This window comes from Colwellia sp. MB3u-4 (genome assembly GCF_014077065.1).
Lineage (GTDB): Bacteria > Pseudomonadota > Gammaproteobacteria > Enterobacterales > Alteromonadaceae > Cognaticolwellia.
Genome location: NZ_JACGVE010000089.1, coordinates 263021 through 288666, shown reverse-complemented (window position 1 = coordinate 288666; position 25646 = coordinate 263021). Strand labels below are relative to the sequence as shown.

Below are 25646 nucleotides of genomic sequence, written 5' to 3'. Positions count from 1 at the left end.
CAAAAAGGCCCGATCATTCGGGCCTTTTTTTATAAATTCTTATCAATAAACTCTTTTAATTGAGTTTTTGATAACGCACCAACTTTAGTGTCAGCGACAACGCCATCTTTAAATAGTAACAGCGTAGGAATACCACGAATGCCATATTTAGGTGGAGTGTTAGAATTTTGATCAATGTTTAATTTACCGATAGTTAATTTACCAGCATATTCTTCAGCAACGTCATTTAACAACGGCGCGATCATTTTACATGGACCACACCATTCAGCCCAAAAATCAACTAGGACTAAACCAGATGCATTGATTACATCAGTATCGAAACTTTCATCAGTTAACTGAACAATTTTATCGCTCATTTATATCTCCATTAAAGGTGGCCTATCGCCAATTGGTTAAGATTATACCTTCATCACCATTAATTACCAACATTGATATATAACAGTTATCGACGTTTTATTTCAAAATCAACTAATGCTATCAATTTATTAAGGCTTTTATGTGAATCTAATTTTTATTAATAGCGTAACCTGTTAAGCTAGCGGTATGAAAAAAACACACTTAACAGAAATAAAGTTCTCCGAACTTAAGCTCGAGCCTACCGTGGTAAACGGCCTCGAATCAATGGGCTTTGAATATTGTACTGCAATTCAAGCAAAGTCTCTTCCTATACTCATGACGGGCAAAGATATTGCCGGTCAAGCGCAAACTGGTGAAGGTAAAACTATTGCCTTTTTAGCGGCAACATTTCATCATTTATTACAGAAAAAAGATGTTAGCCACAATCAACCGCGTGCCTTAATTATGGCGCCAACACGTGAGCTTGCAATTCAAATTCATCGCGATGCCATTGAAATGGCAAAAAGTACCGGGTTACGCCTTGGTATTGTATATGGTGGTGAAGGTTACGAAAGTCAACGCCAAGAACTTGAACAAGGTGTAGATATTTTAATCGGCACTTGTGGCCGCTTACTTGATTACTTAAAACAAGGTATTTATAACCTTAGTAATATCGAAGTTGTGGTACTTGATGAAGCGGATCGTATGTTCGATTTAGGCTTTATTAAAGACATTCGTTATATGTTTGGAAAAATGCCAACAGCGACTGAGCGTTTAAGCATGCTATTTTCTGCTACCTTATCTTTTCGGGTTAAAGAATTAGCTTTTGAACACATGAATGATCCTGACAGTGTTGAAGTAGAACCCGACCAGAAAACCAATGTTCGTATTTCTGAAGAGCTATTTTATCCTTCTAACGAAGATAAAATGTCTTTACTACAAACATTGATTGAAGAAGATTGGCCAGACAAAGCGATTATTTTTGCCAATACTAAACATGTTTGTGAAAAAATATATGCCCACCTTGAAGCGGATAATATTCGCGTAGGTATGCTTACCGGTGACGTTATTCAAAAGAAACGTCTGAAAATTTTAGAGCAATTTACCGCGGGGCAACTTGATGTTTTAGTCGCTACCGATGTAGCAGCACGTGGTTTACATATTGAAGCCGTGACTCATGTATTTAATTATGACTTACCTGATGACTGTGAAGATTATGTACATCGTATTGGCCGTACAGGCCGAGCGGGTGCTACTGGCCATGCCATTAGTTTAGCATGCGAGCAATATGTTTTTAATTTACCCGCAATTGAAAGCTACATTGATCATTCATTACCTGTCAGTAAATATAATCATGATGCGCTATTGACCGACTTACCAAGACCTAAACCACGCCCGCGTCGTCATAAGCCTCACAATGGTGGCCAAAATCGAAGCCGCAATCCAGGTACTAGGCCTCAAAGGAACAGCTAATTAATGACGACCACTTCAATGGAGACTTTATCACCTCTGTATGCCGTGGTCGATTTAGGCTCCAATAGCTTCCATATGTTGCTCACTCGACAACTTGCCGATAGTGTGCAGGTTGTTGACAAAGTAAAGCGTAAAGTGCGCCTTGCTGCTGGCCTGAGTGCAGAAAATATATTGTCTGAGCAAGCCATGGCAAAAGGCTTAGAATGTTTAAGTTTTTTTGCCGAGCGCCTGCAAGATATCCCCAAAGAAAATATTCGAATTGTGGCCACTGCCACTTTAAGGTTAGCGCATAATCGTGCTGATTTTATGGCCAAAGCTGAGCAGGTTTTGGGACATAAAGTCACCTTGTTAAGCGGCATTGCTGAAGCTAAGCATATATACCTTGGCGTAGCTCATACCAGTTATAGCGCAGATAAACGCTTAGTTTTAGATATTGGCGGTGCTAGTACAGAGATTATTGTTGGCCGAGGCTTTAGGGTTAAACAAGCTCATAGCCTTAACTTGGGTTGCGTCACTTATAATCAACAGTTTTTCCCCGATGGTACGCTTACGGCTGAAAACTTCGCTGATGCAATATCCGCCGCTGAACAGACTATTGCCACGGTAAAAGCTGATTTTTGTGCAATTGGTTGGCAATGCGTACTAGGCGGTTCAGGTACTATGCAAGCATTAGCCGAAATGTTGATTTATCAACATAAGCCCAGTGTGCTTTCATTGGACTTTCTTTATCAGGTGCAAAAACAATTACAAACCTTTGAGCATATCAAGGATATTAATTTACCCGGTTTATCAACCGAGAGAAGTCCTGTGATTGCCAGTGGCTTAGCTATTCTCATTGCCTTATTTCAACAATTTTCTATTCAACAATTAACACTCTCTAGTGGTGCCTTACGTGAAGGCTTACTATACGAAATGTTACCCGATAGCCACACCACTAATATTCGCCAGCGCACTATCCAGGCGTTAAGCCAACGTTTTCATATTGATCAACAACATGCCGATAGTGTAAAGCGGCAAATTCGCACGCTGTTTACCCAATTGAAAAGCTCATGGAATTTACCTGAGGGTAATGCATTAGAGTTATTATTGGCCAGTGGGGACTTGCATGAAATAGGTTTATTGCTTGAATACAAATACCATCAACAGCACAGTGCTTATATTCTTACTCATGCAGACCTTGCGGGCTTTAGTCAGCCAGATCGGCAATTACTGGTGAGTTTGGTCACACTTTATAAAGGTGATATCAACCAAGTGCTTATTGAACAACAATCAGCGATAGAGGCTGAAAGTGCGACAAAATTATTAATTATTCTTCGCTTAGCGGTAAAATTGTGCCGTCGCCGCAAAGACGATAAATTACCAAACTACCATATAAGGCTCAATGAGAAAGCTTTGCACTTGTCCTTACCTAAAGCTTGGCTCATGCAACACGCGCTGATTCATGATGAATTAAAGCAAGAAAATGATCATATTGCTCGCCTAGGTTATCGCTTGCACATTGACTGTGAAAATGAGTTAAGCGTTTTGGCCACGCCAGACTGAAAAATCATCAAACTTGTACCCTTAACTCTTCTGATTATTAGTGTCTGGAAGAAAAAATCGCCCCTTGCTCCTGAGCATAAAAAAGTCGTGCTATATAGCACGACTATTAACTGACAGTAAATTCAGCACAGTTTTGAGTATTTCAACGGCTGTTTAGGCGTTTTGTTCTTCTTTTAACCAACGTGCTACTCGCTTAGCAAAATAGGTAAGAATACCGTCTGCTCCGGCTCGTTTAAAGGCCAACAAACCTTCCATTACACAAGGTTTTTCTGCTAACCAGCCATTTTGAATTGCGGCCATATGCATGGCATATTCACCACTGACTTGATAAGCATAAGTCGGCACTTGAAAATTATCTTTTACTCGGCGCACAATATCTAAATATGGCATACCCGGCTTAACCATCACCATATCTGCCCCTTCATGAATATCTTGTGCGACTTCATGCAAGGCTTCATTACTATTGGCGGGATCCATTTGATAAGAAAATTTATTACCCCCTTTGATATTACCTGCAGAGCCTACCGCATCACGAAATGGACCATAGTAGCTAGAGGCGAATTTGGCAGAATAAGCCAGTATTTTCGTATTAACAAAATGGTGCAGCTCTAACTCTTGACGAATGGCGCCGATACGACCATCCATCATATCTGAAGGAGCAACAACATCAGCACCCGCTTGTGCATGAGACAAGGCTTGTTTAACTAAAATATCCTTAGTCACGTCATTCAGTACATAACCGTTATCATCGATAATGCCATCTTGACCATGGGTAGTGAATGGGTCTAAGGCAACATCAGTTATTACACCTAAGCTTGGGAACTTTGCCTTCACTGCTCGCACGGTGCGTTGAGCCAAACCATCAATGTTATAAGCTTCTTCAGCCAACAATGACTTTTTATCAGCTGGGGTAACTGGAAAAATGGCAATCGCAGGTATGCCTAAAGCGACCAGTTCCTGACATTCTTCTAATAACAGATCGATACTCTTACGTTCGACACCTGGCATTGAGGCAATAGCTTCACACTGGTTTTCACCTTCTAAGACAAAAACAGGGTAAATCAGATCATTTACACTCAGTTGATGTTCTGACATTAAACGTCGTGAAAAGTCATCAGAGCGCATACGACGCATACGACGGGCGGGATATTGGCCAAAGACGTTGTTCATACTTATTTCCTATAATAATTTAATTTTACTTTTCTATACGTATAGCTACACCCACTGAATTAATGCACTGACAACTTTGCCTATAGCTTTTTAAACTGGCCCCTAGTGAGCTCACTAGCCATTAAATGGAGGCTAAAAATGCATGATAAAGAACTATACTTAACATGTTCTTCTTTTTATCAAATCGCTATTGAAGCACTAAGTTGACAGATTCATTATTTCAATGGGCATTACTTGTACTTGATCTCGACCCGCTTGCTTAGCTTTATAGAGGGCTTTATCTGCCTTATCAAAGATAATTTCAGGTGTCACACCTTGCTCTTGCTGATACCTTGTCAGACCACAACTGACGGTTAAATGAATAACATTTTCATGATTGAAAATATGTTGTTGGCGCGCACGTTGACAAATATCTTCTGCCAAAGCTAAAGCCCCTTTTTCATCTGTTTCAGGCAGGATCAAGCAAAACTCCTCACCACCATAGCGACAAGCAACATCCGTACTGAATTACGCATTGCGAGTACTTAAATTGAAAACGCGTTCACTATTAAGGGTTGTTTGTTTGATAATTTCCTGTTCACTATAACCCATTAATTCGGCTAACACAGTGACAATATAAGGTAAGTAGCTAGGTTCATTACGGCTACTTTTGGGTTTTGGACGAATGTTTCTTGGCGTTAAATAAGGCGCATCTGTTTCGATCATTAGTCGATCTAGTGGAATAAAAGGCACAATATCGCGTAACTCTTGACCACGACGCTCATCGCAAAGCCAACCGGTAATGCCAATATACATGTCAGCATCTATGCATTGCTGTAACTCTTTTTGATTGCCGGTAAAGCAATGGGAAACCATCGCGGGAATACGAGCAATATAAGGTTTTAAAATTTCAAACCAAGGTTCAAAGGCGTCACGTTGATGTAAGAATAAGGGTAATTGAAGTTGCTCTGCTAACGCCACTTGCTGAGTAAAAACATTTTTCTGATTGACGGCACTTGAGAAATTACGATTAAAGTCTAGCCCGCACTCACCAATCGCTTTAACGCAGCTATTTTCAGCTAAATCAGCCAGTTGTTGTTGGAAATTTTTCTCGGCATGGTCTGCGTCGTGCGGATGAATACCGGCAGTACTATATAAGTAGTCTGGATAGTCCTGGCAAAGCTCAATCGCTTGCTTACTTGCAAAAATATTAGTGCCAGTAACCAGTAAGGCATTAATATTTTTTGCTTTAGCGCGGGTAATAACAGCAGAAAGATCTTTGTCAAACCGTATGTTGGTTAAGTTGACACCAATATCAATCAAGGGACTATAAACTCGTTATTTCATGCGTTTAACACGAATCTTTCGATTGGAATCTGGGAGGTTTTTCTTCAAATAAACCGCACTCATAAAGCCTTTTTTAAGTAAGACACTATCGCCGACTTCAATTTTAAGAAAGTCATTATCAGTTTGCTGCCATTGTTGACCGTTGGTAAAGGTGAAGCGCCATTTATCGTAGTGATCTTTACTTAACTGCTCAACAATCAACACAACTTGTTGGTCTTCTTCAGCTACTTTGTATGTGGTTAAATGTTCTGCACCAAAGTCTGCTACTTTTGTCGACGTAGGAGCCATGGTAGTTTCATCTTTAACCTCGGGCGTATTTTTTACCATTTTAGCCTTCACATTGACGGCTGGCACAGCTTGCTCAGCTAAGTCATCAAAACAAACCAAACGCGCTAAACTGTCTTGAATTTTTAGACATTGGGCTAAGCTGACATTAAGTGTTTCTGCTTTTGTTGTTAATGATAACAAGGTCAAAATAGTAAGCGTTATAATAGAATTATTTTTCATTATTGTTCTTCCTTTGATGCTGTTTCTTCTTCTGTTCGATAATAAACAGAGGCGATAATAATACCTAACTCAAATAGCAATAGCATGGGTAATGCCAGCATGGTTTGAGAAATAATATCTGGTGGTGTTAACAACATACCAACGACAAATGCACCCACCACAATATAAGGGCGTTTAGTGCGTAAGCTAGCTGGAGTTGTTACGCCAGTCCAACACAGTAATATAATGGCAATAGGGATTTCAAATGCGGCACCAAAAGCAAAAAATAGTTTTAAAACAAAATCCAAGTAGCTGCTAATGTCTGTTGCAATGGTAACGCCATCGGGTGCTACCGAAGAAAAGAAGGCGAAAGCAACTGGAAACACCACATAGTAAGCAAACGCAATACCGCCATAAAACAATAAGGTACTACCGAGCATTAAGGGTGCCATTAAACGTTTTTCATGCTTATACAAACCAGGCGCAATAAACGACCACAATTGATATAAAATGTATGGCATGGCAAGAAATATCGATAAGACAATGGTGAGTTTAAATGGCGTAAAGAAGGGGGATGCTACATCAGTCGCGATCATTTGCGTACCCTCTGGCATAACGGCCAAAAGTGGCTTTGCGACATATTGGTAAATATCTTGGGCAAAGTAAATCAACGAACAGAAAATAACTAACACACCTAACACTGCATGCAATAATCGTGTTCTCAGTTCTAATAAGTGATCAAATAATGTGTGATTTTGTTTAGCGGCTGAACTCATTTACCCTGCTTTTCATTTTTATTATCATCGAGCTGTTCGACTTTTTCAGACGAGTCTGTTGTGTTTTCAGCTGTTTGATAAGGATTATTGACCATTGCTGCCGCTTCTTCTAGTGACTTCACTGACGCGGCAACTTCTGGTGATAAGTCTTTCATGCCAGCTTGTTCAGCTTTCTTTAAATTAGCATGCAGTTCATGAATACGCAGCTCTTCAGTGAGTTCATTTTTAACGCCCTCACTAAAATTACGCATGCTATTTATCCAGCTACGCACAGAACGAATTGCTACGGGTAATCGCTCGGGCCCTAGTACGACTAGGCCAATAATAGCAATTAATAGCAGTTCCCAAAAACCTATATCAAACATTAGACTTGGTCTTTCTCTTTTTCAGCCACAGTACTTTCTTTGGCTGTTTTATCACCTAAACTGTCGTTATTAGCTAAATCTTCTTGGCTAGCGTCTTCTTTTTTTGCTGTATCGTCAGTTACTGCACTTTTAAATCCTTTCACTGCTGATCCTAAATCAGTACCCAAATTACGTATTTTTTTTGTGCCAAACAACAATACGACAATGACCGCAATAATTAATAATTGCCAAATACTTATACCGCCCATAAAAAACTCCAATAATTTATTTGATTTCATTATAAAGTTTATAGAAAAAAAATCACCAACTGATATGATAAATAGTGAGGTAAAACAAATTTTGATAAGAATGTATTGTAAAAACCAGTGTTATTGGCATTTTTGCCTAGTGTTATTTTACTTTGCATTTGCAAGTTCAGCACAAGCTTATGCTTCAGTAGAAGTAAAAGCGCCCGCTGAACAAAAAGATGAACACTGGATGCAAGGATTGCATGAAACGGTTTCTGACTCCGTTTATCAATCTGCGCAATGGTTTGATAGTTTTTTTATTGCAAATGATAGTGAACAACAAAGTCCAAAAACAACCGCAAAAATTAGTTTTGCTTGGTTGCCAAAAAGTCGTGACTGGAGTGAAATCAAGCCACGCTTTCGATTGCGTGTTAAATTGCCGCATTTTCAAGACAGAGTTAGTGTGGTGTTATCTGACGAAACAGATGATGAACTCAACAATCTACCGCTAGAGTCAGTCAACACCAATTCGAGCACTGAAGAAGAAAAATTTTCTTTAGCACTAAACTATACACAAGATAAAAAAAATGACCGGTTAATGAATTATCGTTTGGGTATTTCAGGTGGCGATATATTTGCTAGAGCAAAACATAAACGTCGCTTAACTATTAATACCAAGCAAGGTTTTTTAGTTGAACCGTCAATGTATTACTACCTTAATGATGGCCTTGGCGCTAAATTATTGTTGGAGTACGATTATCAATTAAGTAGCAAATCACTTTTTCGTCTAAATTATAGTATTCGAGGCTCTGCGGCCTTTAGTGGTATTCGCTGGAAGCATGGTTTTTATAAACTAGAGCAAATAAATCACACCACGGCATCAGTGCTGAGCTTACAAGCTGAAGGTGAACGCAACGGGGCACGAGGCTTTGTTATTGATAAGTACACCTTAAGTTATCGATACCGCTTTAATGCTGTGCGCGATTGGTTGTTTTTTGAAATAGAGCCTTTTGTCGAGTTTCCCGAGCAAGAAAATTACAACACAACCCCGGGTATCGCCTTACGCATTGAAGGCTTTTTTCACAAGGGTTAGCGCTAACTTGTTCGAGCGTTAAACTAGGCCTGAATCATTGCTACCGCATTACTGTTAGTATCAATATAACTTTCATTTTCAGTATCAGTTTCAGCATTATTGCCCACTATTTTTCCTGGCCGGTTAATATAATAACCTTGGCCAAATTGACAACCTACGGTTTGTAGCTTCTTGAACATGACTTCAGATTCAATGCCTTCCGCCACTAGTTGGTAGCCAAATTTTGTCCCCAGCTCATGCAAGGCCTTAATTAAAGATAAGTTTTTATCATTGTGATTTAAAGCATGGATAAAACTGCGATCGAGTTTAATAAATTCAAACGGGTAATTATGTAAAAAATTTAAAGACGATAAACCAGCACCATAATCATCTAAAGCTAACTTAACGCCAAACTCTTTCAAGCTCTTTAAGCCTTTAAGTGCGAGTTCGGTATGTCGAGCAAAAGCAGATTCATTAAACTCAAGAATCAGTCGTTCAGGCTCAACTGTATTAGCACTGATTAAGGCCATTAATTTTGCTAATTGGTTCGCTTGAATTAAGTGACGGCCTGATAGGTTGACACCAATATAAGTGTGCTCATATTCTTTTGACTGTTGCCATCGTTTTAACTGCAAACAAACTTGTTCAATCACCCAGGTTTCTATATCCAAAATCATACCGGTTTCTTCTGCCATAAAAAGAAACTCACTCGGGGTTAACAAGCCCTTTGTTGGATGCTGCCAACGTAAAAGTACTTCAAAGCCTATAGTTTTAGTTGAGGTTAAATCTAAAATTTGCTGATAATGTAATTCAAACTGTTTGCTTTGAATGGCTTGCCTTAATTCTTGCTCAAGCGTCATGCTGGCAATAATTTTTTCCCGCATGCTGTCCTCAAAGAAAACGTATCGACCGCGGCCTAAACTTTTTGCTTCATACATTGCGGCATCAGCATCACGTAATATTTCGCTGGCATCTTTATAGCCAACCCGACTTTGAGCAATGCCCATACTGGCATTTGAATACAAGGTATGACCCTCAAGTTCAAAGGGTTGCGCAATTGATGTAATGATACGAGATGCAATTTCTTCAATATCTTCACGTGCTTGTAATGAGTCTAATAACACTACAAACTCATCACCACCTAACCGAGCTAAAGTGTCATTGTCGCGCACACAATAGCCTAGGCGACGCGCAATTTCGATTAAAAATTGATCGCCAGCGTGATGTCCTAGGGTGTCGTTGATCATTTTAAAGCGATCTAAATCAATAAATAAAACGGCAAACCTATGGCTAGGATGGCGCTTTAAATGTCGAATAGCATAGGTTAAACGCTCTGAAAACATCGATCTATTCGGTAGTTGTGTTAAAGCATCATGATGCGCGTCATGATACAAACGTGCCTCTGCTTTTCGACGTTCTTCAATTTGCATACGTAAATTGAGATTGGTTGCTTGGAGCTCTTGGGTGCGTTTATTGACTCTTTCTTCAAGCACTTCATGGTTTTTTCTTGCTTGTTGTTGCGTTTTTTGTCGTAAAATTTCAATGGCAATATGGTGACTAACAAAACGCATAAGCTCGAGATCTTTACTGTGATAAGCATTTTTGTCTTGATAATGCTGGATAGCAATAACCCCAAAAATCTCACCCTGATTAGATAAAGGGGCGGCCAGCCAAGCCTGTGTTAAGGCGAAATCAGGAGATGGCGAGCTAAAGTCACATTGTGTTACTTCACCTTCTGCCGCTAACGTGTACATTATGCTATCGCTCAAAAGAATAGGTTTACCCTTTCTTATGACCATTTCAGACAGGCCGCTACTGAGCTTTCTCGTCGCGGGCTGTGTAAATTTCTCATCACAATAGTAAGGAAATTCTAATTGGCTTTTATTTTCAGATAATAAGGCGATATAAAAATTTTTTGCGGGTAATAGCTTATTGATTTCGTCATGCAAGGCTTGATAAAGTTCGGAGATAGCTTGCGATTTTGTTGTTAGTTCAGAAATATTAAGCAGCACTTGATGTGTTTTAACTGCCAATTGCCTTTCAACAATTTCACGCTGTAACTCTTGATTGGTTTGCGTTAATTTAATGGTACGTTGTTGAATACTAGACTCTAATAACTCTCTACTTCGAACGCGATCTATAGCTGTGACTAAATGTTCAGCAATAAACTCTAAAATTTGGCAATTTTCCTCAGAAAAATAGCGTTTTTTATCATAACTTTGTAGAGAAATAACACCGATAACCTGTTCGCCACGTTTTAATGGCACACCAAGCCAATCTGTCCATACTGAGCCATACAAGACAATTTTATCCGCTTTGGCCAGTGCCATTCTTTCTTTGGCAGAACAATGTATTGGTGCTTGGCTTTCTAAAACTAGGCCGGTTAGACTTTTTCGTCCTTTAGCTACATCAAGATCTTCATGTAAACGCTTTTCTACAGGATTATGGCAGTAAGTGAATTGTAATTCGTTAGAGGGGGTTAACAAGGCTATATTGAAACTGTCAGTAGCTAGTAAGGTTTTAATTACGGATTCAAGACCTTGATAAAACGCATCTAGATCGGTTATTGAACTGGATAATTCAGACAGTTGTAACAAACTCGATTGTTTGTTTTTAAGCTGTCGATACTTTTTAAGTAGCGATTTTAACTTAGGAAGTTGGCGTATCGCATGAGTATTTTCCGTCGCCATCAAGTCCACTTATAAATTCCGTTTTATCATTAGTATTATTTTTGTACGGCTAGTCTAACAAAATAAATAGGCTTAGCGAGAGCTTAGCGTCATTTATTCTTTAATTATCATCAGATAAGTTCAGTTCTGGCTAAAAATTTCACGATTTCAAATAAATAGACTGTGACACAGCCTGCATAAACGATAAAAAAAGCATAGTTTAACTATGCTTTTTTTATGAGTAATTATGCACTATTACATGGTAAAGATGCAAGTTGCTTGATATAACTAGATGTTTTAATAAGGATGCTTTTAATATGATTTCATTATCCGCAGTGCAATGCCGCATTATCGGCGTGATGCTAGAAAAAGAAACGACAACACCAGAGCAATGTCCTCTTTCTATCAACAGCATAACCTTAGGCTGCAATCAAAAAAGTAACCGTGAACCTGTGATGTCACTGGCAGAAAATGAGGTGCAAAACGTTGTTGATGAACTGGTACAAATGCATCAGTTTATGATAGATCAAAAAGCTTCCAGCCGAGTAAATAAATACTTTCATCGCTTTTGTAATACTGAATTTGGCAATCTACAATTTTCAGCTCAGCAAAGAGCCATTATTTGCGTGTTATTCCTCAGAGGGCCACAAACACCAGGAGAGTTAAGAATACGTACCAACCGTCTAGCTGACTTTACTGATGTTAGCGAAGTTGAAGCGGCCTTAAATCAACTACAAAATCTTAACAACCAAACGCTAGTGAAAAAACTCGAGCGAGAGCCAGGAAAGCGTGAGTCCCGCTATGCACATTTACTCTCAGACCTTGATGCAGCTGACTTAGCTCAAAGGGACTTAGTTAAAGGGAACTTAGTTAAAGGGAACTTAGCTGAACCTAGCGTCACTCAAACAGAAAATATTGCCTCAGCCAATGATCCTAAACTAGCTCAGAGAGTAACCGGGTTAGAGCAACAAGTGGCGGCATTAACAGAACAACTGGCTTGTTTAACTGAGCTACTTGAAGACAATGACGATTAATTTACTCGCTGTGTGGAGCCAGTTTAGGTAACACTTATACTTGATTGAATTGTTTTGATTATTCTTTTGATCATTATTGCAGATGGACTAATCCGCTATCATCACGTTCAAAACCATGGCAGATATAACCGCTTTGTGGACGTTTTTTCTTGGCGATTTGATGGAAATGCTCAAAGCCGACTGAAAAGGCAAATGGGTTGGCGTTGTAGTCGGCATAAGCTTGATCACTGCCGTTCTTCGCTTCTCTGACGCCAGCAGCGAATGAGCTTAAAAAGTCATCTCTGTTATTGAGCAAAATGGTGGTTGGGCCATTTACATCTTCAACGAGTTCAAACGCGCCGAGTGCAATATACTTATCAACAATTAGGTTATTGAATACGCCACAGTATTGTTCAGTTTCTTGATCATAAGCCACGGGTGAGTCATCGCTTGCTTCCATTAAAGAGACAAATAACTCTCTTACTTTTTTTGAAATCATAAACTATTCCTTTTCAAGCCATATTTGCGTCGTCAGTTTAAGTTTAAGCTTTAACCCTTGTTTGCCATTATAAAGCTTTGATTAATTTATACGGCAAAGCTGCGTTCTGCCATAGCGTAAGAAGAGCTTATGCGGGTTAAGTTGATAACATTAATTGCCAGCCAACTTAGCCCGCGCTCAGCTTAACTACTGACAATGTGAACTGACAAATGTTAACTGCCTAATATTTTAAGTGGTAGCGACAATGCGTCATTGCCTGTTTGGCCCACTAGCCAAATAATGGCAGATAAACCCCCAACGGTAACGACATACCATAATGCGGAGACAATTTGTGCATAGCGATTAAGGGGCAGTAACTGGCTTAAATGTCGGCGTTTATATTCAAAAAATATTTCTATGCTACCAATAGCCAGTAAAAAGCCTAACAGCGCTAAACCAAAGTAATAACTGATATAAATACCCAGCGCTGCGCCTAAGGCACAAGCGACTAAACCTACTTTAGAGTTGATTGAAAAAGCGATGCTTTTCAGCACATGGCCACCGTCTAACGGCAATATGGGCAATAAGTTAAATAAATTGAGCAGGGCATTAAATACGGCCAAACCGGCGAGTATTTCTATATCGGTCAGCCAATAACCCACTAAGCAAGCGATAGAAAGTATTAAGCCGAAAAAGGGCCCCATAATTGAAATAACAATGTCTTGCCAGCGGGTATTAATTTTGTCATCGCTCAGCGCTAAACCGCCAACAAAGGGGATGAGATATATGCCTTTAGTTTTCAAGCCAAAGTATTTCATCGCTCGAATATGACCATATTCATGAAAAACGAGGCAAAGAATCAGTGCGATGGCAAACTCAATAGAGAATAACCAGCTATAAGCCGCTAAACTGCCGGCAGCAAATAGCACTTTAACCACCTTGGCACTTTTCAATAGCTTCAAGCCAAGGCCAGCCATACCGACTAAACTAAATTTAATTGGTTGCTTTTCCCCTTTGACAATTTGGCGTTGCTCTATGTCTTTTTCATTGAGGGTATTATCGTGTAATAGCTCGTTATTGACTAACAGTTGAAATTGCAGCGCAAAAGGTTGCCATTGCAGTGAACCATTGAGTTCTACGGGTAATTCGCCATGCTCATTTTGTAGGGTAAATTTATGTGTAAATGACTCACTGTCGGCATGAGCATTAATTTGTGAGACACATTGCTCATCCCAAAATACTTGCTGCCATCCAGCCATTGACCCTTCTAATCTTAGTGTTTTTCCTAGACATTCTACTTCTAATAATTGCAATTAATTAACTCAGCATATAAAACCTTGCCCGATTATCGCTATATTTGCAGCCGCATCAAGGTTTATTGATAAAACATTAAGGACAGTTAATATTTTAAAATATGTTGGACCTCATTTATTTGGCCCTGTTGACGTTAATTGTTGCCGCCTTAGACAGCATTAACTTGGCTATTCATATTGTGCCCATCAGGTTGATTTCCTGTGTAACGCTTGACGGACTCAAGTGTGAGCGACAAAAAAATGGCCTAAAGCTATACTGTGAACTGTAAAGCAATCTTAGCTTAAAGACTTACTTTCTCTCTCTCTAAGCTATCAAGCGCGCTGTAAAACACGGTAATTTATTGGTTATTGCTCAACTCGTGTCACCGCTAAAACACTGGCGACTAAGTAATCCATATGTTGCTCTGGAATGGATGCCAGATTAATGCGTCCGTTATTCAAGCCGTATATGGCATATTGATCTCTGAGTATTTCCATTTGCTCTGCGGTTGCTGGCAACATAGAAAACATGCCTTCTTGAGATAAAATATAATCAAAATAATTATCGCCTGAGTGTTGACGAAAGGCAGCGCAAAGTTTTGCTCTGATGGCTTTAATTTTAATATTTATCTGTGTCAGTTCATCTGACCACACTTTTCTCAGCTCAGGGGTTTTAACAATGGTTTTTACAATTTCAGCGCCATTAGACGGTGGTACCCAATAAGTGGTTTTACTCATAATAGCAAGTTGAGCTTGCGCTTTGTCTGCCTCTTCTTGTGTTGGACTTAAAATATAAGCCGCACCGACTCGATCACTGTATAAACCGAAGTTTTTTGAACAACTCACGCAAAGTGCGAGGCGTTCAACCGTATTTGCGATAGTCAGTAAGCCAGCAGCATCTTCATTTAATCCGTCGGCAAAGCCTTGATACGCCGTGTCGATTAAGGGTAAAAAGCCGGTAGATTTTGAGAGCTGAGCAATTTGCTGCCAATGTGGCAATGTTAAACGTAATCCTGAAGGGTTATGGCAAGAGCCGTGCAAGAGCACAACATCATTTTCACCCAATTTTTCAAAGGTATTGAACATGCCCATTTCATCAAGCATCATGGTTTTTTTGTTAATAAAAGCGTATTCCTCATAAGCCAAGCCGGCGGCTATAATGGTGGGAATATGGTTGGCATAGGTGGGGTCACTTACCCAAATTTTGGCCTCAGGATTGGCGAGCTTAATTAAATCTAATATGGCGCGTAAGCCGCCACTGCCACCGGCTGTTTGAATGCCATTGACGTAGCCATTCACGGTTTGGTTTGCAAACACCATTGCTTGTAGTAATTGCACATATTCAAGATCACCTTTTGAACCGACATAGCTTTTATTTCGCCCGGCATTGGCGAGCTGTTGGTCGGCTTGCTTTACTGCTTGCATTAGCACGACCTTGTCATGGCTATCTTTATAAACGCCTACGGTTAAATCAACTTTAAAAGGCCTTTCATCTTGAGATGAACGTGCCATTAACTCTATAATTTCGTCAGTAGCAGGTAAGGGGATATTGGCAAACATGAGTTCTCTTTAATTAACTAATCAATAAGTAAGGTAATCGAATATATTCAAGGCAAGAGTATACGCTATTATTTACCATGATTTTTAGCCGAATTATTTAGCAGTATGATAAGGCAAAAAATATTTAAGGCCTTATTTGCGATACTGGCATAGGTTAATCTCAGACAAAAAACAGTCAGTAACATTATTTAAAATGTTACTGACTTAAATAATTTAACTAAAGAGCCAATAAAAAAGGCCGATACGTTAAGTAGCGGCCGTTAAATTCAGCTAAATCACATTAAGGTTTATCGGCACTTAGCCTTACTAAACCTTTAAGCTATTCATCTTCAGCATATCCGGCCCAAATATCGGCATTGACGGTCGGCTTCTTTTTGCGTTTTTTCTTACCGCTGCCTTCAGGTGCAGCCATCGGCTTTTCTGCGGCTAAAATTGAATCATCGCTAATTTCATCGGCCTCAAAACCTTCGACTTGCTCGCGTTCAAGCCAAATTTTATTCTTTTTCTCGATCACTTTAAAGTGATGATAATCTTCATGATCGATAAGCGATATCGCCAAGCCTACTTCGCCAGCACGGCCACTTCTGCCAATACGATGCATGTAGTCTGATGGACTTCTGGGTAAGTTAAAATTGATCACCACGGGTAGTTTTTCAATGTCTAGGCCACGGGCCGCAATATCAGTGGCAATTAACACGGCAATCTCGCCGGCTTTAAAGCCATCAAGCACTCGACTACGTTCGCCTTGGCCTTTATCGCCATGAAACACGGCAGCAGTAATGCCATGTTTAGCCAATTTTTCAGCCAAATGTTCACAGTGGTGTTTGGCATTGACGAAAATAAGCGCTTGTCGCCATTGCTGTTGCTGAATTAAATGCGCTAATACCGCTGTTTTTTCGCCCTTGTTAACAGTAAAAACCCGCTGTACCAAGGTGCTGGCGTCGCTACTTTGTAATTGTATTTCAATCGGGTTATTAAGCAGTTCTTGGGTTAATGCCTTGACTTGCTCAGGGAAGGTCGCTGAAAACAATAAGGTTTGTTTTTTCTTGGGCAATAAGGCTAACAGCGCAGAGAGTTCTTCAGTAAAACCGAGACTTAACATTCTATCGGCTTCATCAAGCACTAAGGTGTTGACCTTATCGAGCTTAATGGCATTACTTGAAATTAAATCCAGTAATCGACCTGGCGTTGCCACTAAAATATCACTGCCGCCACGTAAGGCCAGCATTTGCGTATTGGCTGATACACCACCAAAAACCGCCACGGTTTTTATTTTGCCGTTAAAATGCACAGCATAAGACTTAATGCTGTCCGCTACTTGCTTGGCAAGTTCACGGGTAGGCACCAAAATTAGGCCAGTAACATAGTTACCTTTAGTACTACTCGCTAATGATTTTTCAGCCTGTGGTGGCAAAGTAAGTTGCTGTGCTTGTATTTTTTGCAATAGCGGCAGTGCAAAGGTAGCTGTTTTACCTGAGCCAGTATTTGCCCCGGCAATTAAATCACGTCCGGCTAATACACTTGGAATAGCTTGCGCTTGAATGGGCGTGGGCTGTTGATATTCCAGTTCAGTTAGTCGAGCTAACAAAGGTGGAATTAGGCCAAGTTCTGTAAAATTGGCTGGCGTTGTGACAGAGGTCATTAATATAAAGGGCTCAAAGCTAGGGTAATAACTGCCTATTTTAGCGTATTTATGCCCAGCTGAGTTAGTGAAATCGATCATATCTTGGCGTAATCTTATGCCATCTTATTTCAGGTAAGCATACGGCGTACTATACATTGGTATCATCAGGAGCATTGAAGGTTTTAAGTCTCAGTGGTATTATTCGTATGAAACATGAGTAATCCGCAATCAGCAGTTAACCCTGAAAGTTCTATTACTATACTTAATACTTTTATCCTGTTGAGAAGATATAATGACTTAACTTTTCAACTTACCCATCTATTTGAGTTCTTAATAATTAAAACCTTATGGCTAAAAATACGTTTACACCTGAGTTACTTGAACAACACTTTACCAAAAATGAATGGAAAAAAGGCACGAGAATTTTTCAGGCTAAAGGTATTAAAACCTGTGCTCTTGACGGTGAAACAATTCGTGGCGTAGTTTTTAGTGAGCGCTCTCGCCAAGTAGGGTATTTAACACGGTTAGTTTTTGAAGAGAAACAGGGTGATATTACCAGTTATTGTGACTGTTATATTGGTCGCGATTGTAAACATGGCGCTGCTTTAGCGCAGTATTTTGTTGATGAACATTTTGATCACAATAGTATCGCCTCATCTGAAAAAATAGTGGATAAATGGCTGACCCGCTTTCAAGCTCAGCCCAGTAGATACCAACCCAATAGCCAACAAAAGTCATTATTATACTTTTTAAAGCCTAACAGCTATAACGAAGATGATTATTTTACCTTAGGGATTAAATCAGCTCGACCAAAAAATAGTGGTGGTTGGAGTCATACTCTTGGTAGTGAATATTCTGCCAGTTCGTTAATTAATAGTGCCTATGCGACGAACGAAGATGTTGGGGTACTAACCGAGCTTATTCGCACAAATCAATATGGCGATAACATTAAATATTTTGATTTATTTGCCCGTATTATAAAAACTAATCGCTGTTTTTGGCAGACAAATTATGACCTGAACGACGCAATTACCTTAGGTGATCCCCTAGAAGCACAATGGCAGTGGTTGGCATTGGGTAACCATTTACATACCTTGCAGCTGGTTTTTATGCAGCCATCAAGCAGTATTCTTATTATCAAAGCACAACCGCTGTGCTATTACGATGAAGAGCAAAATTGTTTTGGGGAAATTAAGACCAATACTCAATGTGATTTTGAAGCCGACTTACTCAATTCACCTATTTTTGAAGAAGATAAATTACCTTGGGTAATGAGCAAGTTGTCAATGTCGTTAGGTGATGCAGTGCAGCGCTTACCAAAACCAAAAACAGAATTTTCCCAAGAGTTAACTAAGCCTGAAGTGCATTTGCACTTTTCTACCCCTGCAGAAGCTAATCCACAGTCAGGTTTTGTGCGAGTTAATTTCTCTTATCAAGGTAATTTAGTTAATCCGCATAATGACAGTGTCACGGTTTCACCTGCTAACTTGACTGACGGTGACAGTGACGGCGCTAGCAAGGTAAAGCTGTATCGGGATTTATCCTTTGAACAAACGGTCATTGATAAACTCTCGACCTTAAAATTTAATGCTCAGCCTAAGCCTAAGCGTTACACTTTTACCAATGAAGACTATTTAAATAAAGACAAAGTGCCTAAGTTTTCAATGCTGATGCAAGGGCGCTATGCTTGGCATCACTTTTTACATCAAGAATTACAGGTACTTAAAGATCTGGGCTGGCATATTAGCTTTGCGGATAATTTTTATTATAAAGCACTTTCCACCGACAGCATATTTGACGCAGAAGTGATTGAAACTGATGATCATGATTTTTTCTCTTTAGGGTTAAATTTAACCATTGATGGTAAGAAAATGCCGGCGTTTCCTATTTTGCTAGGGGCTATTGAACAATTACCTAAATCGGTATTATTTGATCGTGACAAAGTGGCTGGCGATAAAATCGGTGGCGAAAAAACACAGCTTATAGCACCCGACTCACCGATTTATGTTGATCTAGATAATGGGGACTTTGTTGCTTTGCGTTATCAAAGCGTACAGCCGATCTTAAAACAATTTATTGAACTGTTTATGCCCAACGCCTTAAATAAAGATGGCAGGATGGAGTTATCACGCTTTCAAGGACATCAAACATTATCCATGTTAGATGACCAAGGCATGATAGCAACAGGTACCAGTAAGTTAAGAGCGCTGGCGGATAAATTGAGCAACTTTCAACAAGTTACCACCGTGCCTGTGCCCCTTGGTTTAAACGCTACGTTAAGAACTTATCAGCACCAAGGACTAAACTGGTTACAGTTTTTACGCGAGTATCAATTAAATGGTATTCTGGCGGATGACATGGGCTTAGGTAAAACCATTCAAGCCTTGGCGCACTTACTGGTTGAAAAACAGCAAGGCCGACTCAACAAGCCAGTACTCATTGTGGCGCCCACCAGCGTTATTTTTAACTGGGCTAATGAGATAGAAAAATTTACCCCACAACTTTCATATCAAGTATTACACGGTAGCAAACGCCAGCAACACTTTGACTGTTTTGATCAGAGTGCAGGTGGTGAAAATCAAGTTGATATCATTATTACCAGTTATGCCTTAATTATTAAAGATTTAGAGCATTACTGTGAACAACAATTTTATTACCTTATTCTTGATGAAGCGCATTATATAAAGAACACTAAAACTAAGTTATATCAAGCATTTATGGCATTAAAGGCGCAGCATAAATTATGCTTGACGGGTACGCCGATGGAAAATCATTTAGGCGAGTTTTGGGCGCAATTTAATTTTTTACTGCCAGGATTTTTAGGGGGACAAAGACAATTTACTAAGCTCTTTAGAACCCCGATAGAAAAACATGGTGATCATGAACGTAAGCAGCTATTAAACCAGCGTATTAAACCGTTTATTTTACGCCGAACCAAAGATAAAATAGCCACAGAGTTACCACCAAAAACTGAAATAATTCAAAAGCTACGTATTGAAGGTAAGCAAGCTGAGCTCTATGAATCAGTACGCTTAGCCATGGACAGTCGCTTAAAAGATATTATTGCCGATAAAGGTTTAAAACGTAGTCAGATAGAAGTTTTAGACGCGTTATTAAAACTAAGACAGGTATGTAATCACCCTAAGTTATTATCACTTGAAGGCGCTAAAAAGGTTAATCAATCGGCTAAGCTTGATTATTTAATGGAAACGCTGCCAGAGCAAATTGATGAAGGCCGTAGAATATTAATCTTTTCACAGTTCACCAGTATGCTGGCTTTAATAGAGGCAGAGCTGATTGAAGCGGGTATTGGTTACGTTAAATTAACTGGTTCAACTACTAAAAGACAAGAGGTAGTTGATAAGTTTCAACGTGGTGAAGTGCCGGTATTTTTAATTAGCTTACGTGCTGGCGGTGTGGGCTTAAACTTAACCGCCGCCGATACCGTTATTCATTTTGATCCTTGGTGGAATCCTGCGGTGGAAAACCAAGCCACGGACAGAGCGTATCGCATTGGCCAAGACAAACCTGTTTTTGTCTACAAATTGATTATTGAAAATTCAATAGAAGAAAAAATTCAAAAAATACAGCAAAACAAAGCCGAGCTTGCAAAAGCCTTATTATCTGAAGAAGTCAGTGACAGCAAATTGAGTTTAACCGATGATATTTTAACCTCACTGCTTGCACCGCTAAGCTAGCGCAGCAGGTAATAGCCATTAAATTAATGGCTATTACCTGCGGCAAAAACCCAGCCACCTTCTTGCTTCAAACATCGGTTAAGTCAATAACTGAAGATATTGCACACCTGATGACGAATATAGCCAGAATAACAGCACTAAATTAATCATTACCGTGCTCCAAAAAACACGTCTAAAGGTTTTTTTAGATGATTTATGCCGAAAAATTTGTTGCGCGAGCGCTGCACCCGGCCACCCCCCTATTAAAGCAAGCATATGCAAAGTGCTTTCTTGAGTGCGCCATGCACCACGTTGTGCTTTTGATTTATCGACCGCATAACTGAGAAAAGTTAAAAAACTTAACCCCATATAGATAGACATTAATTTTTGCGGTAAATAGCCTAAAGTAAAAGTGATCATGATGGCAGCTAAAAAGATCAGCGAGAAATAAATAGAGAATTGATTGATTTTTTTTGGTTGCTTTTTCTTGAGTTTTTCACCTAAGAAGGTGGCATCACAAGCGCAGTATCGACCGGCTTTATCTTTGGTGATTGAAAAAGTAATAATGTCACTCAGTTGCGGTATTCTAGTTTTATTAGCAAAGGCAGATTGATGAATAAAAACCTGGCTAGCAACATCGTTAGGGGCAATAAAGCCAAAAGCTTTATCCGCATGCCATTTTGTTAACTTCCCTTTAAAGCGCATTTCCTTGTATCCCTTCTACTTTGCATCTTCCTGGTGAGAGATATCACTTGGCTAATGAATTGCCTAACTGATATTCAATTTGGTATTCAATTCGGCATTCAATGCGATATGCATCATAACTATCTCATAACATTAAATAAAAAACCAGATAGAAAGCTAGCTTTTAATGGCTGAAATTTCAGCAGAAAAGTTTATTGAACATTATTAAACTCACAGGCTAGCGTCACTTTTAGGATTGTCATACCATGGTGGTCTATTATTTTTAATACCGGCTATTTATGCGCCTTGGTTTATTTTGTTTACTTTTTACACTGGTCACTTTTCACTGTGCAGCCCAAACACCCTTGAGGTTTTTTAAGCTCGACAACACGCCTGAATTAGGCAAAATGACTGACTTTAAAGCCAGCGCTTTGTGTGATGTAGCCGAGGCAACTCAGCGCTATTTAACAAGATTTTCAGCGGACAAATTTGCCGTGCACGCAGGTAAAGTATTTGATAACAGTGTAACGCTAGTGAGAGTAGAAAAAACCCTAGCATTTATCTGCCAAACTTATCGTGAAGATGTACGGGCAAAGCGTGATAGTCGATTACATGATAAAGGCTTTTTAACCGAAAATTTTGACTTTTATCGCTGGACGCCAGATGTAGCCACAGCCAGAGAAATTGCCTTAAAAAGCACTCATGCCAGAAAAACCAGTATGTTAAATGCTATTTCACGTGACAAAATATTTCTAACTAAATATTACACTAAGCTATTAACGGCGAGTGCGGTTAGAACCCCAGTCTATAATCAAGCACTTTATGCACTGCCTTATGATGAATTAGGTTTGACACTCACCCAGGCTAATAACGACCTAACGCTCACTCGTCATCAATATACCCGCCAAGACATTATTGCTGGCGCTCTAGCAGAAAAAAAATTAGCTAGGGCGTTAATCTGGCTCACCGAAGAAGCCTTACATGACGTGTTATTACAAGGTACGGGTGTGGTTGATGTTAATGGCGTGCGGCGTTATTTTAATGTTCATCGTAATAATGGTATTGCTTATGACTATGCCATAGGTAAGCGCGAACAAGCACGCTATTGGTATTTTGCAGAAGTACCTAGCATTATGGGTTATGGCAAAACGCTTGAGAGTAAAATAGCGCTTAAAGCACAGGTTTCTTTTGCGGGCAATGTGGCAGAACTTGGCTTAGGTAAGTTATTTATGGTCAGTTATCCGCAGGCGGATAAAAACATATCACGCTTGGGTGTACTGGCTGATCAAGGCGGCGCCTTTGATAATAATCTTTTTCAACTCGACCTATTAGCCGATAGTTATTATGGTTGGCAAGATTATCATCAAGCCAATAAGCATCTGCCTGATTATGCTAAAGCCTGGTTAATGCTAATGAAACCATAATGAAGCCATAACCCAGCCATAATGACCCAAGACAAACTAGGCTAGTTTTTTAGCGCTTATAATAAGCTTACCTTAGGCGGTTACCCATATCATATTAAAATAGCGTGTTTGTTATAGTGCGGTGTCAAATAATGTCATAGCTAAAGCGTAAGTACTTTATATCAATTAGTAATGATAAATAATACAAATGATATTGATTCCCATTCAACTGTGTGGTTAAATGCGGGCAATTAAAATCATTGTTTCTTTTATAGGCTTAGCTATGCGAATTTCTTCTCTTTTTCAACCCGCGTTGATCGCTTTATCTGTTGTTAGTGCTATTGCAAATACGGCCGTTGCCGATGATGATATGGAACATTTAACTATTTTTGGTAGTGGCCAAACGGTTAACGATGTACCTGGCAGTGCTCATATGATTTCTCAGGCAGAATTAGAGAAATTCGATTATACCGATATTATGCGTACCTTAACCACGGTGCCGGGTGTTTATGTTTTAGAAGAAGATGGTTACGGTTTACGTCCAAATATTGGCATGCGCGGTACTGGCCAAAACCGCAGTGAAAAAGTCACTATCATGGAAGATGGTGTTTTAGCCGCACCTGCACCGTATTCAGCACCTGCAGCCTACTACTTTCCAACGGCAGGTCGCATGCAACAAATTGAAGTGCTAAAAGGTACGTCAAGCGCTATGTATGGTCCGCGTACTACGGGCGGTGTGATTAATATGCTATCTCGCACTATTCCTGAAGAAGCGCTAGCAGGGCAGGTTAATTTAAGTGCTGGTGAAGACGGTTTTGCTAAAGCCCATGCCTATATAGGTGGCGCAGGTAAAAATGTTTCGTCAGTGGTTGAAATATTTCGTTATCAAGCGGATGGTTTTAAAGAAGTTAATCATACCGGCGATGATACCGGCTTTGTCAAAAATGACATCATGGCAAAAATGATGATCAACAGTGATACCGATGCGAAATATTATCAAGAATTAGAATTTAAATTAAAATATTCAGATGAAAATTCAGATGAAACCTATATGGGGTTAACGGACGCTGATTTTAACACTAAGCCTTATTCTCGTTATTCTGCCTCACAGTTCGATAATATGGATACTGAGCATAAACAGTGGCAAATTAACCACCATATTAAGTTGTCTGATCGCTTTAACTTAGGCACATCAGCTTATTACAATGAGTTTAGCCGTAACTGGTATAAAACCAGTAAAGTCAACGGTAAGAGCTTAAGTGACGGTGCTATTGACGATGCTGCTGCGTTTGATAATGGTAGCTTTAGCGATGATGAAATTAGTGTTGATGTCAAAGCCAACAGCCGTGCCTATCAATCAAAAGGCCTTCAAACCGTGTTAAATGCTGACTTTGGCGCACACCAAGTCAAATTTGGTGCTCGCTACCATGAAGATGAAATGGACCGTTTTCAATGGGTTGATAACTACACACTCGACACGAGTTATGAAATGAGCTTAATTAATGCCGGTATCCAAGGGTCAGATTCTAACCGTATTGATTCCGCAGAGGCAATAGCCTTATTTGTCCATGATGAATATAGCGTGGGTGATTTCATTATCAATGCCGGCTTACGTTATGAAGATATGACCATTTCCCGTAAAGACTGGGCGAAAGGGGTTATCGATAGAAATGCACCTTTAACTAAAGATGTTAGTAACAATACTCAGGTGTTGTTACCGTCTTTAGCGGTAACTTACCGTGTTAATAATGATTTAATTATTATTGGTGGCATACAAAAAGGCTTTGCGCCACCAGCCCCGGGTAACGATAAAACAGAAAATGAAGAAAGTATTAACTATGAACTAGGCTTTCGTTACAACCAGCAAGCATTCAACGGCGAAGCCTTGGTCTTTTATTCTGATTACGAAAATATGCATGGCAACTGTACCGCGAGCCAAGGTTGTGATGAAGAAAATGTTGGCAATCAATATAATGCTGGTGCAGTAAAAGTTTCAGGTTTAGAAGTTAAAACCGGTTATGAGTTTGCTGCCGGTGCATTGAGCATTCCGGTTGATTTAACTTATACCTTCACGACAACAGAGTTTCAAAACGCTTTTCAATCAGGTTTAGATACTTGGGGCAATGTTTTAACGGGTGACGAATTACCTTACGTACCTGAAAACCAGCTGCAATTTACGGTTGGCGTGGTTGGTGAGCAATGGCGCAGTGATATTTTAGTGCGTTATGTTGACGAAATGCGCACTACCGCAGGCCAAGGGGCAATTGCTGCCGATCAGTCTATTGACAGCCGCACTGTTGTTGATATGGCGGCTCATTATACTCTTGCTGATAACCAAGAAGTCACCTTGAATATTGATAATTTACTTGATAAACAATATATCGCGACACGTACACATGGCTCGATTATGGCAGGTAAACCACGCAGTTTAACCTTAGGTTACAAGTACAGCTTTTAAGTTATTGCGACCCTG

General features: G+C 39.7%; 20 protein-coding genes and 1 pseudogene. 7 read left to right on the top strand and 14 right to left on the bottom strand.

Annotated features, from left to right (window positions below):
* Positions 1 to 29: 29 nt before the first annotated feature.
* Positions 30 to 356 (bottom strand): thioredoxin TrxA, encoded by a 327-nt coding sequence (gene trxA, locus H4J61_RS16920; RefSeq protein ID WP_182186423.1) that lies wholly within the window; start codon positions 354 to 356, stop codon positions 30 to 32.
* 187 nt (positions 357 to 543) lie between these two features.
* Between trxA and rhlB the strand changes: the two genes are divergently transcribed.
* Positions 544 to 1809: an ATP-dependent RNA helicase RhlB gene (gene rhlB / locus H4J61_RS16915; RefSeq protein WP_182137177.1), complete on the top strand. Its 1266-nt coding sequence runs from the start codon at positions 544 to 546 to the stop codon at positions 1807 to 1809.
* Positions 1810 to 1812: 3 nt separating this feature from the next.
* On the top strand, positions 1813 to 3351 hold the full coding sequence (locus tag H4J61_RS16910) for a guanosine-5'-triphosphate,3'-diphosphate pyrophosphatase (protein WP_259363418.1): 1539 nt from the start codon (positions 1813 to 1815) through the stop codon (positions 3349 to 3351).
* Between the two features lie 153 nt (positions 3352 to 3504).
* Here H4J61_RS16910 and hemB read toward each other — a convergent pair whose 3' ends face one another.
* The 7 genes and pseudogenes from hemB to tatA all read right to left on the bottom strand — a co-directional run bounded on the left by hemB (position 3505) and on the right by tatA (position 7722).
* Positions 3505 to 4521 carry a porphobilinogen synthase gene (gene hemB, locus H4J61_RS16905; protein ID WP_182186421.1) on the bottom strand — a complete coding sequence of 339 codons (1017 nt, stop codon included), beginning with the start codon at positions 4519 to 4521 and terminating at the stop codon, positions 3505 to 3507.
* 198 nt (positions 4522 to 4719) lie between these two features.
* A pseudogene (locus H4J61_RS16900) lies at positions 4720 to 5010 on the bottom strand (GGDEF domain-containing protein); the annotation flags it as partial.
* 18 nt (positions 5011 to 5028) lie between these two features.
* A complete protein-coding gene (locus tag H4J61_RS16895; protein WP_182186417.1) occupies positions 5029 to 5823 on the bottom strand; it encodes a TatD family hydrolase in 795 nt (264 codons plus the stop codon).
* 15 nt (positions 5824 to 5838) lie between these two features.
* Positions 5839 to 6354 (bottom strand): hypothetical protein, encoded by a 516-nt coding sequence (locus H4J61_RS16890; protein ID WP_182137181.1) that lies wholly within the window; start codon positions 6352 to 6354, stop codon positions 5839 to 5841.
* Positions 6354 to 7109 carry a twin-arginine translocase subunit TatC gene (tatC, locus tag H4J61_RS16885; protein WP_182137182.1) on the bottom strand — a complete coding sequence of 252 codons (756 nt, stop codon included), beginning with the start codon at positions 7107 to 7109 and terminating at the stop codon, positions 6354 to 6356. The genes H4J61_RS16890 and tatC overlap by 1 nt, the downstream gene beginning before the upstream one ends.
* On the bottom strand, positions 7106 to 7474 hold the full coding sequence (gene tatB, locus H4J61_RS16880; protein WP_182137183.1) for a Sec-independent protein translocase protein TatB: 369 nt from the start codon (positions 7472 to 7474) through the stop codon (positions 7106 to 7108). The genes tatC and tatB overlap by 4 nt, the downstream gene beginning before the upstream one ends.
* Positions 7474 to 7722 (bottom strand): Sec-independent protein translocase subunit TatA, encoded by a 249-nt coding sequence (gene tatA / locus H4J61_RS16875; RefSeq protein ID WP_182137184.1) that lies wholly within the window; start codon positions 7720 to 7722, stop codon positions 7474 to 7476. The genes tatB and tatA overlap by 1 nt, the downstream gene beginning before the upstream one ends.
* A 139-nt stretch (positions 7723 to 7861) precedes the next feature.
* On the opposite strand from tatA, the gene H4J61_RS16870 reads away from it, so the two are divergent.
* Positions 7862 to 8794 (top strand): hypothetical protein, encoded by a 933-nt coding sequence (locus H4J61_RS16870; RefSeq protein WP_182186414.1) that lies wholly within the window; start codon positions 7862 to 7864, stop codon positions 8792 to 8794.
* Between the two features lie 23 nt (positions 8795 to 8817).
* Here H4J61_RS16870 and H4J61_RS16865 read toward each other — a convergent pair whose 3' ends face one another.
* Positions 8818 to 11463 carry an EAL domain-containing protein gene (locus H4J61_RS16865; protein ID WP_182186412.1) on the bottom strand — a complete coding sequence of 882 codons (2646 nt, stop codon included), beginning with the start codon at positions 11461 to 11463 and terminating at the stop codon, positions 8818 to 8820.
* Positions 11464 to 11759: 296 nt separating this feature from the next.
* On the opposite strand from H4J61_RS16865, the gene H4J61_RS16860 reads away from it, so the two are divergent.
* A complete protein-coding gene (locus H4J61_RS16860; protein ID WP_182186410.1) occupies positions 11760 to 12476 on the top strand; it encodes a YceH family protein in 717 nt (238 codons plus the stop codon).
* Positions 12477 to 12549: 73 nt separating this feature from the next.
* Here H4J61_RS16860 and H4J61_RS16855 read toward each other — a convergent pair whose 3' ends face one another.
* The 4 genes from H4J61_RS16855 to H4J61_RS16840 all read right to left on the bottom strand — a co-directional run bounded on the left by H4J61_RS16855 (position 12550) and on the right by H4J61_RS16840 (position 17427).
* Entirely contained in the window at positions 12550 to 12954 is a 405-nt protein-coding gene (locus H4J61_RS16855) for a hypothetical protein (protein ID WP_182186407.1), read from the bottom strand.
* Between the two features lie 212 nt (positions 12955 to 13166).
* On the bottom strand, positions 13167 to 14246 hold the full coding sequence (locus H4J61_RS16850; protein WP_182186405.1) for a site-2 protease family protein: 1080 nt from the start codon (positions 14244 to 14246) through the stop codon (positions 13167 to 13169).
* A 345-nt stretch (positions 14247 to 14591) separates the two neighbouring features.
* On the bottom strand, positions 14592 to 15785 hold the full coding sequence (locus H4J61_RS16845; RefSeq protein WP_182186403.1) for an aromatic amino acid transaminase: 1194 nt from the start codon (positions 15783 to 15785) through the stop codon (positions 14592 to 14594).
* 319 nt (positions 15786 to 16104) lie between these two features.
* Positions 16105 to 17427, bottom strand: a complete 1323-nt coding sequence (locus H4J61_RS16840) for a DEAD/DEAH box helicase (protein WP_182137387.1) — start codon at positions 17425 to 17427, stop codon at positions 16105 to 16107.
* A gap of 329 nt (positions 17428 to 17756) precedes the next feature.
* Here H4J61_RS16840 and H4J61_RS16835 point away from each other — a divergent pair, with 329 nt between their 5' ends.
* Positions 17757 to 21107: a DEAD/DEAH box helicase gene (locus H4J61_RS16835; RefSeq protein ID WP_182186400.1), complete on the top strand. Its 3351-nt coding sequence runs from the start codon at positions 17757 to 17759 to the stop codon at positions 21105 to 21107.
* 78 nt (positions 21108 to 21185) lie between these two features.
* Here the strand turns inward: H4J61_RS16835 and H4J61_RS16830 are convergent, their stop codons facing one another.
* A complete protein-coding gene (locus tag H4J61_RS16830) occupies positions 21186 to 21791 on the bottom strand; it encodes a cold shock and DUF1294 domain-containing protein (protein ID WP_182186398.1) in 606 nt (201 codons plus the stop codon).
* A 386-nt stretch (positions 21792 to 22177) separates the two neighbouring features.
* On the opposite strand from H4J61_RS16830, the gene H4J61_RS16825 reads away from it, so the two are divergent.
* Entirely contained in the window at positions 22178 to 23194 is a 1017-nt protein-coding gene (locus tag H4J61_RS16825; protein WP_259363417.1) for an MltA domain-containing protein, read from the top strand.
* Between the two features lie 262 nt (positions 23195 to 23456).
* Positions 23457 to 25631 (top strand): TonB-dependent receptor domain-containing protein, encoded by a 2175-nt coding sequence (locus H4J61_RS16820; RefSeq protein WP_182186393.1) that lies wholly within the window; start codon positions 23457 to 23459, stop codon positions 25629 to 25631.
* The last annotated feature ends 15 nt before the right edge of the window (positions 25632 to 25646 follow it).